The organism is Streptomyces triticagri (genome assembly GCF_003429565.1).
In the GTDB taxonomy this organism is placed as follows: domain Bacteria; phylum Actinomycetota; class Actinomycetes; order Streptomycetales; family Streptomycetaceae; genus Streptomyces; species Streptomyces triticagri.
In genome coordinates this window covers 1-14,699 of the sequence record NZ_QUAK01000238.1, presented here as the reverse complement: position 1 = coordinate 14,699, position 14,699 = coordinate 1, and the positions used below count along the sequence as shown (strand labels likewise).

The window sequence follows — 14,699 nt, the reverse complement described above, 5'->3', positions numbered from 1 at the left end:
GCTCCACCGGCAAAAGGCGTCCGCTCCTTCCCCCTGCCACACCACACCCTGCGGCCGGGTCCGCAGCTCGCCGGCGATCCGGTGGATCATCCGGGAGGCCGCGGTGAGCCGCTCCGCCGCGGCCTGCACCGCACCGCTGTCCGCCTGATCGATCCACCGCACCACCTCGGCGTGCGACATCCCCTCGAACGATCCACCGCCGCCGTCCCGCTCACCACCCACGCCCGCTCACCCCACTTCCGCCGGCCACAACCCCGCCGGCACCCCCACCAGCACCTCTTCCAGCACCGGGGTCGCCCAACGCCGCCCCGGCAGCAACGACCTGGCTCCGCACCTCGCCGTCCAGACTCTCGTAACCTCGCCGGGCGGCCAGCCCCGTACTGCCGACCGCCGCCACCGAGGCGTCCAACAGGCGGGCGAACACGCCCAGTTCACGCAGCAGCGCCTCGCAGGCGCCGTGCACCGCCGCCGCCTCTCCCCAGGCGTCCGCGCCGCCGCCCAACTGCCCGCGTGCGACCCGCTCCTGACCGAGCACGGCGGCGCTCGCGGGCGAGCCGCGGAGGTCACGCAGCAACTCCCCCACGGCCGACTGCAACCCACGCAGCGATGTGAACTCCGAGACCAGCGCCCCGACCGCACCGGCCGCTCCCGGACCCGCCCCCGAACCGACGCCCGCGAGCCCACCGAACACCGCCGCCCCCGCGACACCGTCCGCGGGCACATCCCGCACACGCCCCACGCCGCCCTGCACCATCACCGCACCCCGACTCTCGTGTCACACAACGTCGATCACTCGCGACACAAGGTAGCCGCACCCACCGACAATCGGCTCCGAGTTATCCACAGGCAGGCCCTCGTCACACGGTTGTCCACAGGCGCCCGGCACCCGCGGAACGCACTCCGCCCAAGCAAGAAGCGCGCCACCGCCCCCGCGGCAACGCGCTCACAACTCCCGCAGGCAGCACCGGGATTCAGCCCAAAGGGCGAACCCGGCCGCTGCCGCCACCCGTTACTCCCCCGACGTCACCACAGCCGCCTGCGGCCGGATCGGAAGCCGGTTGACCGGCCGGCCCGTGGCCGCCCGCACCGCTGCAGCGACCGCGGCGGGCGATGTCACGACCGGCACCGCGGAGGCCGCCTTCGCGCCGAACGGCGCGACCACGTCCCGTTCCTCCACCAGCTTCACGATGCGGATGTCGGGTGCGTCCAGGGCCGTGGGCAGCGCGTACCCGGTGAGGTCGGGGTGCCGGACGAGTCCTCGCGGTGCCCGCAGATTCTCCGTCAACGCGGCGCCGACGCCCTGCGTGACACCGGCCTCGATACGGGCCCTGAGCTGGTCCGGGTTGAGCACCCGGCCCACGTCCTGGGCGACGGCGAGTTCGACGACCCGGATCGCGCCGATCTCCACATCCACGTCGACCACGGCACGTACGGCGCAGAAGGCCATGCCGACGAAGGCGTCGCCCTGGCCGGTCTCGTCCAGCGGCTCGGTCGGATGCGGGCGGCACTGCGCGGTCGCCCACAGCTCCTTGCCGTCCATGGCCTCCATCACGGTGGTGGACAGGACGCCGTCGTACGAGGTGATCTTGCCGTCGGTGATCTGGAGCAGTTCGGTGGACATGCCGAACTTGGCGGCGAGCGGCTGCAGGAGCTGGGTCCTGACCATCTTCGCGGCCCGTTCCACGGCGCCGCCGGACACCCAGGTGTGGCGGCCGCGGCAGGCGGGGCCGGCGGGCGGCTGGTCGGTGTCGGCGGGGGCGACGTGCACCTCGTCGAGACCGAGGGTCTCCTGCACGATCTGGCGCGCGAGCGTGGCGAAGCCCTGGCCGGTGTCGACCGCGGCGCAGATCACGGTGGCCACGCCGTCCTTGACCTTCACGGTGGCCGTGGAGACCTCGTCGGCGCCCTCGGCGCCGAGCATGTGGACCATGCCGAGCCCGTAGCCGACGCCGCGGCGGACGGCGCCCGGCTCGCCGGCGCCCTCCGGGCCGCCCGGCAGCAGCCAGTCCTCCTCGGGGGTGTCCTTGGGCAGCTGGGGCAGCGGGAAGTCGCGTACCTCGCGAAGCAGTTCGGCCACCGGGGCGGGGCAGGTCACCGTCTGGCCGGTGGGCAGGATGTCGCCGGTCGCGAGGGCGTTGCGCAGCCGCAGTTCGGCCGGGTCCATGCCGATCCGGGCGGCGAGCTTGTCCATCTGGGCCTCGTAGGCGGCGCACACCTGCATCGCGCCCTCGCCCCTGACGTGCCCGGACGGCGGGTTGTTGGTACGTACCGCCCAGCCCTCGATGAAGGCGTGCGGGACGACGTACGGGCCGCAGGCGAACGCCACCGCGGCGGCAAGGGACTCGGACGAGGCGTCCGCGTAGGCGCCGCCGTCGAGCAGGATCTGCGCCTCGACCTTGACCAGACGGCCTTCGGCGTCGGCGTGGTGGCGGTAGCGCAGCAAGGTGGGGTGCCGGTGTGGGTGGCCGAGGAAGGACTCCTCGCGCGTGGCGGTGATTTTCACCGGGCAGCCGGTCTTCAGGGCGAGCAGTCCGAGCGGCAGTTGCAGTCCGGGGTCCTCGCGGTCCGCGGTGGCGCCCGGTACGCCGGTGACGACGACCTTCACTCGGGACGGCTCGAGGCCGTAGCAGGCGGCGGCGAGGTCGCGGTCCGCGTGCGGGTCGGTGGAGGCGACATAGAGCTCCACGCCGCCGTCGGGCCGCGGTACGGCGAGGCCCGCCTCGGCGCCGATGGGGGCAGGGTCCTGGCGGCCGATGCGGTAGAGGCCCTCCACGACGACGTCGCCTGCCGCCTCGGGGTCGCCGTAGCGCAGCGGGATATGGCGGATCAGGTTCCCGTCGGGGTGCAGAGGTTCGGCCGCGAAGGCCTCTTCCGGGTCGGTGACGGGATCGAGCACCTCGTACTCGACCGCGATGGCGGCGGCGGCCATCCGCGCCGTGTCGGGGTGGTCGGCTGCGACGGCGGCGATCGGTTCGCCGTGGTGGCGCACCAGATCCGAGGCGAAGACGGGGCGGTCGGCGATGCGGCGGCCGTGGGCGGGGTCGCCGGGGACGTCCTCGTGGGTGACGACCGCGTGCACGCCGGGCATGGCCGCGGCGAACGACGTGTCGATGGACACCACGCGCGCGTGGGGGTGCGGCGAGCGCAGGATCGCCGCCCACAGCAGGCCCTCGGCCCACAGGTCGGCGGCGTACGGGAAGGTGCCCTCGGTCTTGGCGCGGGCGTCGGCCGGCTTGAGCGAGGTGCCGAGCCCGTGCGGGGGCGGGGTCGGGGCCGTGTCGGTGGGGTCGGCCGCGGTGGCGGTCTCGTTGCTCACGCCTGGCCTCCGTCGTACGGGTACTGCTCGGGGTCGTGCGGGTGATGGCCGTACGGGTCGGGGCCGTGACCGTACGGCTCGGGGTGCGCGCTGCCCGCGCCGGGTGGTGCCTGGTGCGGGACGCGGGCGTCCCGTTCCGCGGATTCGGTCTGCTGCCTCTCCTCGGCCTCCGCTGCCGATGCGGCGCGCCGCTCCGCGACGACCTCGCTGACGGCGTCGAGCACTCCGCGGTAGCCGGAGCAGCGGCAGAGGTTGCCACTGAGGGCCTGCCGCGTCTCGCGCTCGCTGGGGTCGGGGTTGCCGGCCAGGAGGTCGTGCACGGTCATCGCCATGCCGGGGATGCAGAATCCGCACTGGACGGCGCTGCCGCAGGTCAGGGCGCGCTGGACGTCGGAGGGCCGGCCGTCGGCGGCGAGCCCCTCGACCGTGCGGATCTCGCTGCCCGCGGTGGTGGCCGCCGGCACCAGGCAGGAGGCGACGAGGCGTCCGTCGACCTGGACCGCGCAGGCTCCGCACTCGCCCTGCGAGCAGCCGTCCTTGGCACCCGCAAGACCGAGTCGCTCGCGCAGCACGTAGAGCAGCGATTCGCCGATCCAGGCGTCGGTGACGGGCCGGTCCGTCTCGTTGACACTGAGCACGTACGACGCGAGGGGGCGGTCGTCGTGGAAGGCGGGTTGCGGTGCGTCGGCCGGCGTCAGGTCCGGGGCTTCGTCCGCGGTGTCCTCGGGTGGTGCGTCCGGGTGCGGGGTCCGGTCCTCGGAGTCGGCGGAATCGTGGGCCGTTGCGTCTCGGCGTTCCTCGTCCGGGTGCCCGGCAGGTGGCTCGGCTCCGGTGGGGCTGTCGTCCGCCGCCTCGGGGTCGTCGCCTTCGGCAGCCGTCCCCGCGCGCGTGGTCGCCGTTTCGGGCTCCACGCGCGTAGGGGGCGTACCGTCCTCCACGCGCGCGTCGGCAGGGGCGGCGCCCTCGTCCGCCGGTGCCTGCGGAACGCCGGGCTGTTCCGTACGCGGCGCCCAGGGTGCCGGAGCGCCGCCCGGCAGCGTCGCCGGCGCCCCGGACGCCCACTGCTCGACGAGCGCCGACTGGGTGAACTCGCCCGACTCGTCGGGCAGATCGCCCCGGGCGACGGGAATGGACCACTGCCCGGTGACATTGACCGCGTCGGCGTCGGCGTCGGCGTCGTCGGCGGGGGCGGGGGTGGCCACGCCGTGACCGGCGCCACCGCCGTCGGAGTCTTCCGGCGCGCCTTCGGTGAACGACCACGACCCGGTGACCGCCGACGGGTCCCGCACCGGTTCCTGCGGCGCATTGGGCTCGGGCCACCGCACGGCCTCACCGACACCGGCACCGACACCAGCCCCCGGGCCTTCACCTGCGCCGCCCTCGGGACCGTCGAAATTCGGCACCACGAAGGCACCGGTGGCCGCGGGGTCGGTCGCGGCGCCGGGCGCCACGGAGATCGGCGGCGGCACGAATCCACTGCCCGGAGCCGCGAGCGGAATGTCCGCGTACCCCTCGGGAAGCTGGACGAACGCCGTGGCCTCCGCGTCGAACGCACCCTGCGGAGTGGGCTGCCACCCGCCCTCGGGAGCGCCGTCCCCACCGGTGGCCTGGTAGCCGCCCTCAGGGGCTTGCGTACCGTACGCGTCCTGCGAACCGTACGCGTCCTGCTGACCGTGCGAGCCCTGTCCATAGGGGTGCTGATAGTGCACCTGGGGCGGGTCGTCGTAGTCGCCGGGACCGCGGCGCTCGCGGTCTCCGTCACCGTGGTGCTGGGTGTTGCTCACGCCAGTGCCCTTCCGAGTGCTCGCCGGGCCAGCGCGGCGACCGTGCGCCGCAGATGCAGTACCGCCGGCGAAAGCTGCTCAGGCGTCCCGTCGGGCGCCGTACCGTCGGGGATGCAGGCCGCGGCCACATAGTCGCCGAACGCCGTGAGGGCTTCCGGTGCAAGGGCGCGGCCCGCGTCCCAGTCGATGTGCGAGGCCACCCACGCCTCGGCCTCCAGGGGCCGCAGCGGCATCGGCGCTATGGCGCCCACCGCGCAGCGCACCCCGCGCCGCGCCGGGTCCAGGACCACGGCCACGGAGCCGGTGGAACGTCCGGGTCCGGTCCGTCCGGTGGCCTTCAGGAAGACCTGCGGGGCGTGCAGCAGCGGCACCCGTACGAAGCCGATGAGTTCGCCGGCGCGCAGATTGTCCATGCCGGCGAGCAGATGGGAGACCGGGACCTCGCGCAGCGAACCGCCGGGTCCGGCGATGATCAGGGTGGCCTCGAGGGCGGCCAGCACGGGCAGCGAGTCACCGGTCGGCGCTCCGGCGGCGATGTTGCCCCCGAGGGTGCCGGCATTGCGGATGGTGGGCGGTCCGGCCGCGCGTGCGGCGGCCGCGAGCGCGGGGATCAGGGCGGCGAAGTCGGGGCGTCCGATGCGCGCGTGGGTGAGCCCGGCGCCGAGCAGCGCATGGCCGTCCTGGTACTGCCAGCCGCGGATCTCACTGATCCGCCCGAGACCGACCAGTGCGGCGGGCCGCAGCTGTCCGGAGTTGACCGAGGTCATCAGGTCCGTGCCGCCCGCGACCGGCACGGCGGCGGGCGTCGCCGCGAGCGCCTCCACGGCCTCGTCGAGCGAGGCCGGAAGCAGCACGGACGGCGCCGCGTGCGTCGAATGCGGTGCGTGCGTGGTCAACCGGCTGCCCCTTCCCAGTGCCCTGCCCGTCGGGCTCGTTCCGCCGTACGGTACGTGCTCCACAGCTGGACGTGGCAACTCTGGCACATCTTCCGGGCCCGCCGACGAACGGGTCCGGTACGAGCTGTTCCAGCCCCTTCGTAAGGTAGGCCCGTATTCATCCGATACGGGCCCTGAGCTGCGCTTGTGGCGCTTTGCCGACCCTTGTCCGTGTTCTGCATCGTTCTGCGTTTCCCGCACGGCCACGGGCTTCTCCGCAGCCCCCAGAGTCCCAGGGCCGCACCCCTGGGACGTGCCCCCGGCGGGACACTCACACGTTCGGGGGCGCTCCCTCGATCGGACGTCCGAGAACGCCCGGCCGCTGCTGCCACGGCAACGGGCCGCCGGGCGGCCGGTATCCGACGCCGAGCGCGTCAAGTCGCGCGTAGTGGGCGGTCATCCGGTCCTCGAACTCGGCGAAATCCCGCTCCTCGGAGGCGGGCAGCGTGCTCCAGGCGACCTCACTGAAGGCGGCGAGCCGTGGGAACGCCTGGTAGTCCACGCGCGCCTGGCTGTCCATCACCTCGGTCCAGAGGTTGGCCTGGGTGCCCAGGACGTGCCGTGCCTGTTCCGGCGTCAACTGCGGTGGTACGGGCTCGAATCGGTAGACGTCCTCGAGGGTGCGGACGTATCCGATGGGCACCGGCTCGCTCTCGCCGCCGTGCTGCCGGTGGTCCAAGTACACCTGCTGTTCGGGGCACATGACGACGTCGTGGCCCGACTGTGCCGCCGCGATGCCGCCCGCGTAGCCGCGCCAGGAGGAGACCGTGGCGCCGGGTGCGAGGCCGCCCTCGAGGATCTCGTCCCAGCCGATGAGCCGGCGGCCGCGCTCGGCGAGCCAGGTGTCGAAGTGCCGGATAAACCAGGACTGGAGCTCGTCCTCGTCGGCGAGGCCCAGTTCCTCGATGCGGGCCTGCGCCGCCGGGGACTGCTTCCACTGGTCCTTCGGGCACTCGTCGCCGCCGACGTGCACGAAGGTCGACGGGAAGAGTTCGAGGAGCTCCTCGAAGACGCCCTCGTAGAAGCGAAGGACGTTGTCAGTGGGCGCGAGTACGTTCGGTGTCACGCCCCAGGAGTCCCAGACGGAGAGGGTGGTGGTGTCGATGACGTCGGTGTTGCCGAGCTCGGGGTATGCGGAGATCGCGGCCTGCGAGTGGCCCGGGATGTCCACTTCGGGGACGACGCTGATATGCCGTTCGGCCGCGTAGGCGACGATCTCGCGGATGTCGTCCTGGGTGTAGTAGCCGCCGTGCGGCCTGTCCTCCCACAGCGGTGAGGCGCGGTGGCCGTACTTGGTGCGGGAGCGCCAGGACGCGTGCTCGGTGAGCTTCGGGTGGCGCTTGATCTCGACGCGCCAGCCCTGGTCGTCGGTGAGATGGAAGTGGAAGACGTTCAGCTTGTGCGCGGCAAGGAGGTCGATGAAGCGAAGGACACCGTCCTTGGGCATGAAGTGCCGTGCCACGTCGAGCATGCTGCCGCGCCAGCGGAAGCGCGGCCGGTCCTCGATGGAGGTGCCGGGCAGGATCCACTGCCGCTGCGCGACGGGGGCCCGGCGGAAGGCTTCGGGTCCCACCAGTTGCCGCAGCGTCTGCGCACCCCAGAAGACGCCGGCCGCACCGCCGCCGAGGATGGTGACGCCGCTGGGCGCGACATCGAGCCGGTAGCCCTCGGGCCCGGGTGCACCGGCTCCCTCGGGGTCGATGCGCAGGCGCACCGCGTGCGGGTCGCCGGCCGCCCCGGGGGCGAGCGGGAGTCCGGTGGCGGCGCCGACCGTGCCGCGCAGCCAGCGTGCGGTGCCCTCGGTGCCGGGGCCCGCGTCGATGACGGTGTGCTCGTCGAGTACGAAGTCTCCCGGGGTGGCGCGCCGGGCGCGCGGTGCCGGGATGATTCCGGGATCTGTCATGGGGCGAGCCTGCCACGCCACCGAGGCGGTGGGACAGCACCCCCGTCGACCGGATCATGGCCCTGACGAGGGGACTTGACGGCAGGGGCGGACCTCACGGGTCACCCGGGAGCGTCCGTCCCGGACCGCGGTCCGGGACGGATCCCCCGAGCGGTGCCGGGGCCCTGGCGGGCTACTTCTTGTCGCCGCCCTTGCCGCCCTGGCCGCCCTTGTCGCCGTCTCCGCCGGCGCCCATGGACTCGTAGATCTCCTTGCACATGGGGCACACCGGGTACTTCTTCGGGTCGCGGCCCGGGACCCAGACCTTGCCGCAGAGTGCGACGACGGGCGAACCGTCGAGCGCGCTCGCCATGATCTTGTCCTTCTGGACGTAGTGGGCGTAGCGCTCGTGGTCGCCGTCTCCGTGCGACGTCTGCGGCGTCGGCTCTACGAGGGTCCCCGTACCTGCCCCGCGCTCGGGCTCGAGAGTGCTCATAACTGCCAAGGGTACCCAGGCGCCGGAGCTGCCCGCAGCGACAGCTGCCACCGATGCCGCGCCGGGGCGGCGCGCATCCGCGCGGACAGCGGGAGGCCGCCGGGGACAGGCCGGTCGCCGGTCAGTTGAGGGAGGGATCGTCCGGATATGTGGCGACCATCGCGAGCTCGCTGCGCTGTCTGCGCAGTACGGATCGCCACAGCCCTTCCGGCACCGGTGAGGAGACGTCCCCCGGCTCGGAGTCGACCACGTACCAGGCGCCCTCGGTCAGTTCGTCCTCCAGTTGCCCCGGGCCCCACCCCGCGTATCCGGCGAAGATCCGCAGCGAGCCGAGGGCCGCGGCGAGCAGTTCCGGTGGGGTCTCCAGATCCACGAGTCCGATCGCGCCGTGCACCCGGCGCCAGCCGACGGGATCGCGCGCACCGGGCCGCGGCCCGGTGTGGTCGTCGCCGGGCACGACGCCGACCCCGAGCGCCGAGTCGAGCGAGACGGGACCGCCCTGGAAGACGACACCGGGCTCCCCGGTCAGCGAGGCCCAGCCCTCCAGAATGTCGTCGACCCCGACGGGCGTAGGACGGTTGAGGACGACACCGAGGGAGCCCTCCTCGTCGTGGTCGAGGACGAGCACCACGGCCCGGTCGAAATTCGGGTCCGCCAGGGCAGGCGTGGCCACGAGCAACCGCCCTGTGAGCGAGGACACCTCGGTCATGCGAGACATGATCCCGCATCTTGCCGCCCGGTGGGGAGGCAACGGCCACAAGCGCCCGCCGAGCGCCTCAATCCGCTGGCAGCGCCCGCATCCGCATCGCTGCGCCCGCCCCGCGCCTCCCACCCGTCACGACCGCGATCCGGTGACCCTGTGCGGCGGCCGGTGCACCGCTCGTGTCGGTTCGCGATCCGAAACGGCTTCGGTCGCCCTCGCCCTTACAGGAAGGGGGTTGACGCCCATTACGCTTGCGCCCGGGACTCCACAGCCCAACGCCCTCAGCCCACCTCACCGGAACGCGAGATACATGACCGTCAACGGCAATGACGACGTACTGCTTGTCCACGGCGGGACCCCGCTGGAGGGCGAGATCCGCGTCCGCGGCGCGAAGAACCTGGTCCCCAAGGCCATGGTCGCCGCGCTGCTCGGCAGTGGTCCGAGCCGGCTGCGCAACGTCCCGGACATCCGTGATGTACGCGTCGTACGCGGCCTGCTGCAGCTGCACGGGGTGACCGTCCGTCCCGGTGACGAGCCGGGCGAGCTGGTCATGGACCCGTCGCACGTGGAGAGCGCGAACGTCGCGGACATCGACGCGCACGCCGGTTCCTCGCGGATCCCGATCCTGTTCTGTGGCCCGCTCCTGCACCGCCTCGGCCACGCCTTCATCCCGGGCCTCGGCGGCTGCGACATCGGCGGCCGGCCGATCGACTTCCACTTCGAGGTGCTGCGGCAGTTCGGCGCGACGATCGAGAAGCGGGCGGACGGCCAGTACCTGGAGGCCCCGCAGCGGCTGCGCGGCACCAAGATCGAGCTGCCCTACCCGTCGGTCGGCGCGACCGAGCAGGTGCTTCTGACGGCGGTGCTCGCCGAGGGCGTCACAGAGCTGTCGAACGCGGCGGTCGAGCCGGAGATCGAGGACCTGATCTGCGTCCTGCAGAAGATGGGCGCGATCATCGCGATGGACACCGACCGGACGATCCGGGTCACCGGTGTCGACCAGCTCGGCGGCTACAACCACGCCGCGCTGCCCGACCGCCTCGAGGCCGCCTCCTGGGCGTCCGCGGCGCTCGCCACCGAGGGCAACATCTACGTGCGCGGCGCCCAGCAGCGCTCGATGATGACGTTCCTGAACACATACCGGAAGGTCGGCGGCGCCTTCGAGATCGGCGACGAGGGCATCCGCTTCTGGCACCCGGGCGGGAACCTGAAGTCGATAGCGCTGGAGACGGACGTCCACCCGGGCTTCCAGACGGACTGGCAGCAGCCGCTCGTCGTCGCCCTCACCCAGGCCACCGGCCTGTCGATCGTGCACGAGACGGTGTACGAGTCGCGGCTCGGCTTCACCTCCGCGCTCAATCAGATGGGCGCCCACATCCAGCTGTACCGGGAGTGCCTCGGCGGCAGCGACTGCCGTTTCGGGCAGCGCAACTTCCTGCACTCCGCGGTGGTCAGCGGCCCCACCAAACTCCAGGGCGCCGACCTGGTCATCCCCGACCTGCGCGGCGGCTTCTCGTATCTGATCGCGGCGCTGGCGGCGCAGGGCACCTCCCGGGTGCACGGCATCGACCTGATCAACCGCGGCTACGAGAACTTCATGGACAAGCTCATGGAGCTCGGCGCGAAGGTCGAACTGCCGGGCGGGGCGCTGGTGTAGCTCCCCCGACCACGAGAGAACGGCGTCGTCCCGCACCTCACGCGGGGCGACGCCGTTCTTCGTACGTACGAGCCGTTCTTCGTACGTACCAGTACGAGGAGAGTCAGCTCACCGAGAAGGTGGTGAGTACCGCCGCGTGGTCCGTCGGCCAGGCGTTGTCGGCGTGGTCCGGATACGGCTTCGGATCGCCCTCGAGGATCACCGAGGAGTCCTGGACGCCGAGCTTGCTGCCCGCGTAGGTGATGAAGTCGATCCGGTCCTGCGGCTCGGGGTCGCCCGTGGAGCCGTCGTGGTTCGGGTAGATGGGCGACCAGGTGGTGGCGGGGTCGGCGGCCGGGTCCGGGTGGGCCTGGCGGTAGGAGTCGGTCATGCCCGCGTCGGCGACGATCTTCGTGGCGGGCCAGTCGATCTGCCCGTAGCCGCAGTGCTGGTTGGCGTCCGTCCAGTCCAGATGCGAGGGCGAGTTGAAGTCGCCGACGAGCAGCACCGGGGTGTCGTCCGCGTCCGCGATCTTGCCCTCCAGCTTCTCGGCGAGCTCGGTGGCCTGGCCGGTGCGGCCGGACTCCGCCTCCCGCTCCATGATCGTGTCGACCGGCATCTGGTCGAAGCAGGCGTCGTACGGCCCGTACGGCGTGTAGCCGAGGTGGGCCGTCCACAGCTCGACCTCCTGGCCGGTGGACTCGTCGATGCGGATGCGTACGCCCGCGCCCGCACCCCCGCCGATGGTCTCGGCGTCCGAGGTGATCGGGTGCCGGCTGATCACGCCGAGGCTGCCGTCGGACTGCCAGTGGTCCCAGCCGAGCCGCTCGGCGAGGTCCTTCGCCGCGTGGCCGGAGGTCTCCTGGAGGCCGACGACGTCCGGCTTGTGCTTCTCGATGACGGCGACCTGCTTGTCCAGGCCGTCGTTCACCTGTGCTCCGCCGTGCCACAGGTTCATGGTGAGCACGCGCAATTCACCGGCCGCGCGGGGTGCCGCGTCGGGTCCGGCCTGGGCGGATGCGGTGGTGGTCGCGGCGGCCACGGCGGTGGCGGCCACGGTGAGGAAGATGCGCCGTGTGACAGTCACGAGGGGGGTCACTCCTTGTGGGCGGTGCGCGGTCGCGTCAGGTCTGTTCGGATTCGACCTCGGCGACGAGCACGGACTTGTCGTGCGGACGGATCGTGCAGCGGGAGCCGGGGGCGAGTGCGCCCGCGTCCCGGCTCGGCAGGTCGGCCTTGACGGCCGTCCCGGACTCGGTGGTCAGGAGCAGTCGGGTGGTCGGCCCGAGGAAGGTGGCGACGCGTACGGTGGCCGGCTCGCCCTCGGCGTCCGGGCCCGCCACTGCGAGGCCTTCGGGTCGCAGGAGTACGTCGACGGCGGTCCCGGCGGCGAACTCCCGCTCTCCGTGCGCGGGCAGCCGCCGGCCGAGCAGCTCGACGGTGCTGCCGTCGCTCATCACGGCGGGCAGCCGGTTCATGGTGCCGACGAACTCCGCGACGAAGGGGGTGGCCGGGCGGTCGTACAACTCGCTGGGCGCGGCGCACTGTTCGAGCCGGCCGTCCTTCATCACGGCGACCCGGTCCGCCATGGACAGCGCCTCCTCCTGGTCGTGCGTGACGAAGACGGTGGTGATGCCGAGTTCGAGCTGGATGCGGCGGATCTCCTCGCGGAGGTTGAGGCGGACCTTGGCGTCGAGCGCGGACAGCGGCTCGTCCAGGAGCAGCACCTTGGGCCGTACGGCGAGGGCGCGGGCCAGCGCGACGCGCTGCTGCTGGCCGCCGGAGAGCTGGTGCGGGTAGGCGCCCTCGCGGCCGGGAAGGCCGACGAGTTCGAGCAACTCGTGGGCACGGGAGGTGCGTTCGGCCGCGGAGGCGCCGCGCACCCGCAGTCCGTAGCTGACGTTCTCGGCGGCCGTCATGTTCGGGAAGAGGCTGTACGACTGGAAGACCATGCCGATGTCGCGCCGGTGGGCCGGCACGTCGGTGACGTCCTGGCCGTCCATCAGGAGTTCGCCGCTGTCGGCCGACTCGAAGCCCGCGATGATGCGCAGGGCGGTGGTCTTGCCGCAGCCGGACGGTCCGAGCAGCGCGACCAGCTCGCCCGCGGCGATGTCCAGGTCGAGCCCGGAGAGCGCCGTGGTGGAGCCGAACTCCCGGCGCAATTGCTTGAGTTGCACGGGGACGGTCATGAGGTCTTCCTTTGCGTGCGGGGCGTACGAGACGTGCGGGGCGTACGGGACGTACGGGTGCGCCCGCCGGCGAGCGCGGTGAGCAGGAGCAGCAGCCCCCAGGTGAAGAGCAGGCTGAGCATCGCCGCGGCGACGGACAGCTGGGCCTCGCTGTCGCCGGCCTCGACCATCCACACGGCGAACGGCCGGAAGCCGAGCACCGAGGCGACCGAGTACTCGCCGAGCACCATGGCGAGGCTGAGCACCGCACCGCCCATCACGGCCTGCCGCAGATTGGGCGCGACGACCTGCCACAGGGATTGCACCCGGGAGGCGCCGAGGCTGCGCGAGGCCTCCACCAGGACGCGCAGATCGACGGCACGCAGTCCGGCGTCGAGCGAGCGGTACAGGAACGGCAGGGACATCACCGTGTAGACGATCACCAGGATCAGCGGGAAGTCCGGGTTGATGAGCGCCTGGAAGGTCCCGTAGAGCGGGGTGGCCGCCAGGTCCTGCTGCCAGGCGAGCACCGAGGTGACGCCGGCGACGAGGGCGATGGGCGGGACGACGAGCGGCATCATGCAGAGCGTCTCGACGGTACGGCGCAGCTTCGGCAGCCGCAGTGCGACTGCGACCATGGTGGGCACCATCAGGAGAAGGCCGAGTACGACGGTGGCGAGCCCGATCCCCACCGAGAGCGTCAGGCTGGTGATCAGCCCTTCGGAGCCGAGGCCCTTGGTGTACGCCTCGAAGCTGATGCCGTCGGTGTCGTCGATCGTGAACCACAGGGAGGCCGCGATCGGGACCAGGAAGTAGAGCGCGGCGACCGTGAGGACGGGCGCGCGGGTGTTCAGCCGAGCCATCGGGCACTCCTGCGCTGCAGCGGGATCTGGACGGCCATCACGAGCAGCGCGACGACCACCATGTTGAGGCTCATGGCGAGCGCGAGGTTCTCCTGGCCGGCCAGCACGTTGCCGTTGAGGGCGTTGGCGATCTGGATGGTGATCAGCTCGACGGAGCCGCCGACCAGGACGGCAGCGGTGGCGTGCGAGGCGAAGGCGGTGCCGAACATCAGGACGGCGCCGCCGAGCAGCGAGGGCGTGAGCACCGGGATGCCGATGTGCCGCCAGAACTGGCCGCGGGTGGCGCCGCAGGAGGCTGCGGCCTCCCGCCACTGACTGCGCAGACCGTCGAGCGCCGGCAGCACGGTGACCACCATCAGCGGAATCATGAAGTACAGGTACGCGAGCACCAGACCGGTGAAGGTGTAGAGGCTGAAACCCGTCGATCCGAGCGAGAGCAGCTTGGTGAGCGTGCCGGTGGTGCCGAGGGTGGCGATGAAGGCGAACGCCAGGGGCGCACCGGAGAAGTTGGCGAAGACTCCGCAGGCCGAGACGACCGCCCGGCGCAGCGCGGGCCGCTTGGACGCGACCAGCGCCTGGGCGATCACGGTGCCGGCGGCGGTCGCCAACAGGGCGGTGATCAGGGACAGTTCGAGACTGCGGGTGAGGCCGCCGGCGTAGACCCCGGACAGCGATCCGGTGATGTTGTCGGTGGTGAACACGGTCGCCCCGCTGTCCGGGTCGACCGCGGTGAACGCGCCGTACGCCATGGTCCCCGCGGGCAGTCCGAAGCCGACCGCGAGGAAGACGAAGAACGGCACCACGGCGAGCCACCGGGCCCGGCCCCGGCGCGCGGGGCGGCGCCGGGGTGCGGGGTCCTGCAGGGGCGCCGGCTCCGCGGGCGCGGCCGGGGCCTCGGCCACGGTATGGACTGCTT

12 protein-coding genes are annotated in these 14,699 nt (G+C 72.3%); 1 reads left to right on the top strand and 11 read right to left on the bottom strand.

What is annotated here, in order from left to right:
• Positions 1–211: 211 nt before the first annotated feature.
• The 7 genes from DY218_RS33035 to DY218_RS33005 form a co-directional block, all read right to left on the bottom strand.
• A complete protein-coding gene (locus DY218_RS33035; RefSeq protein ID WP_128559879.1) occupies positions 212–739 on the bottom strand; it encodes a hypothetical protein in 528 nt (175 codons plus the stop codon).
• 270 nt (positions 740–1,009) lie between these two features.
• Positions 1,010–3,316 (bottom strand): xanthine dehydrogenase family protein molybdopterin-binding subunit, encoded by a 2,307-nt coding sequence (locus DY218_RS33030; protein WP_128559878.1) that lies wholly within the window; start codon positions 3,314–3,316, stop codon positions 1,010–1,012.
• Positions 3,313–5,100 (bottom strand): 2Fe-2S iron-sulfur cluster-binding protein, encoded by a 1,788-nt coding sequence (locus DY218_RS33025; protein ID WP_233522026.1) that lies wholly within the window; start codon positions 5,098–5,100, stop codon positions 3,313–3,315. Before DY218_RS33025 ends, DY218_RS33030 begins: the two co-directional genes overlap by 4 nt.
• Entirely contained in the window at positions 5,097–5,996 is a 900-nt protein-coding gene (locus tag DY218_RS33020) for an FAD binding domain-containing protein (protein ID WP_128559877.1), read from the bottom strand. Before DY218_RS33020 ends, DY218_RS33025 begins: the two co-directional genes overlap by 4 nt.
• 310 nt (positions 5,997–6,306) lie before the next feature.
• On the bottom strand, positions 6,307–7,938 hold the full coding sequence (locus DY218_RS33015) for a beta-N-acetylhexosaminidase (protein WP_128559876.1): 1,632 nt from the start codon (positions 7,936–7,938) through the stop codon (positions 6,307–6,309).
• A 172-nt stretch (positions 7,939–8,110) separates the two neighbouring features.
• The gene (locus tag DY218_RS33010) at positions 8,111–8,413 is read right to left on the bottom strand and encodes a DUF3039 domain-containing protein (protein WP_128559875.1); all 303 of its coding nucleotides are present in this window, start codon (positions 8,411–8,413) and stop codon (positions 8,111–8,113) included.
• A gap of 121 nt (positions 8,414–8,534) precedes the next feature.
• The gene (locus DY218_RS33005) at positions 8,535–9,122 is read right to left on the bottom strand and encodes a YqgE/AlgH family protein (protein ID WP_128559918.1); all 588 of its coding nucleotides are present in this window, start codon (positions 9,120–9,122) and stop codon (positions 8,535–8,537) included.
• A 304-nt stretch (positions 9,123–9,426) separates the two neighbouring features.
• Between DY218_RS33005 and murA the strand changes: the two genes are divergently transcribed.
• Entirely contained in the window at positions 9,427–10,773 is a 1,347-nt protein-coding gene (gene murA / locus DY218_RS33000) for a UDP-N-acetylglucosamine 1-carboxyvinyltransferase (protein WP_128559874.1), read from the top strand.
• A gap of 103 nt (positions 10,774–10,876) precedes the next feature.
• Here murA and DY218_RS32995 read toward each other — a convergent pair whose 3' ends face one another.
• From DY218_RS32995 to DY218_RS32980, 4 genes are read right to left on the bottom strand one after another with little or no spacing between them, the layout of a single operon-like run.
• On the bottom strand, positions 10,877–11,839 hold the full coding sequence (locus DY218_RS32995) for an endonuclease/exonuclease/phosphatase family protein (RefSeq protein WP_128559873.1): 963 nt from the start codon (positions 11,837–11,839) through the stop codon (positions 10,877–10,879).
• A gap of 37 nt (positions 11,840–11,876) precedes the next feature.
• A complete protein-coding gene (locus DY218_RS32990) occupies positions 11,877–12,941 on the bottom strand; it encodes an ABC transporter ATP-binding protein (protein ID WP_128559872.1) in 1,065 nt (354 codons plus the stop codon).
• On the bottom strand, positions 12,938–13,783 hold the full coding sequence (locus DY218_RS32985; RefSeq protein WP_128559871.1) for an ABC transporter permease: 846 nt from the start codon (positions 13,781–13,783) through the stop codon (positions 12,938–12,940). Before DY218_RS32985 ends, DY218_RS32990 begins: the two co-directional genes overlap by 4 nt.
• A complete protein-coding gene (locus DY218_RS32980; protein WP_128559870.1) occupies positions 13,771–14,685 on the bottom strand; it encodes an ABC transporter permease in 915 nt (304 codons plus the stop codon). Before DY218_RS32980 ends, DY218_RS32985 begins: the two co-directional genes overlap by 13 nt.
• Positions 14,686–14,699: the final 14 nt, after the last annotated feature.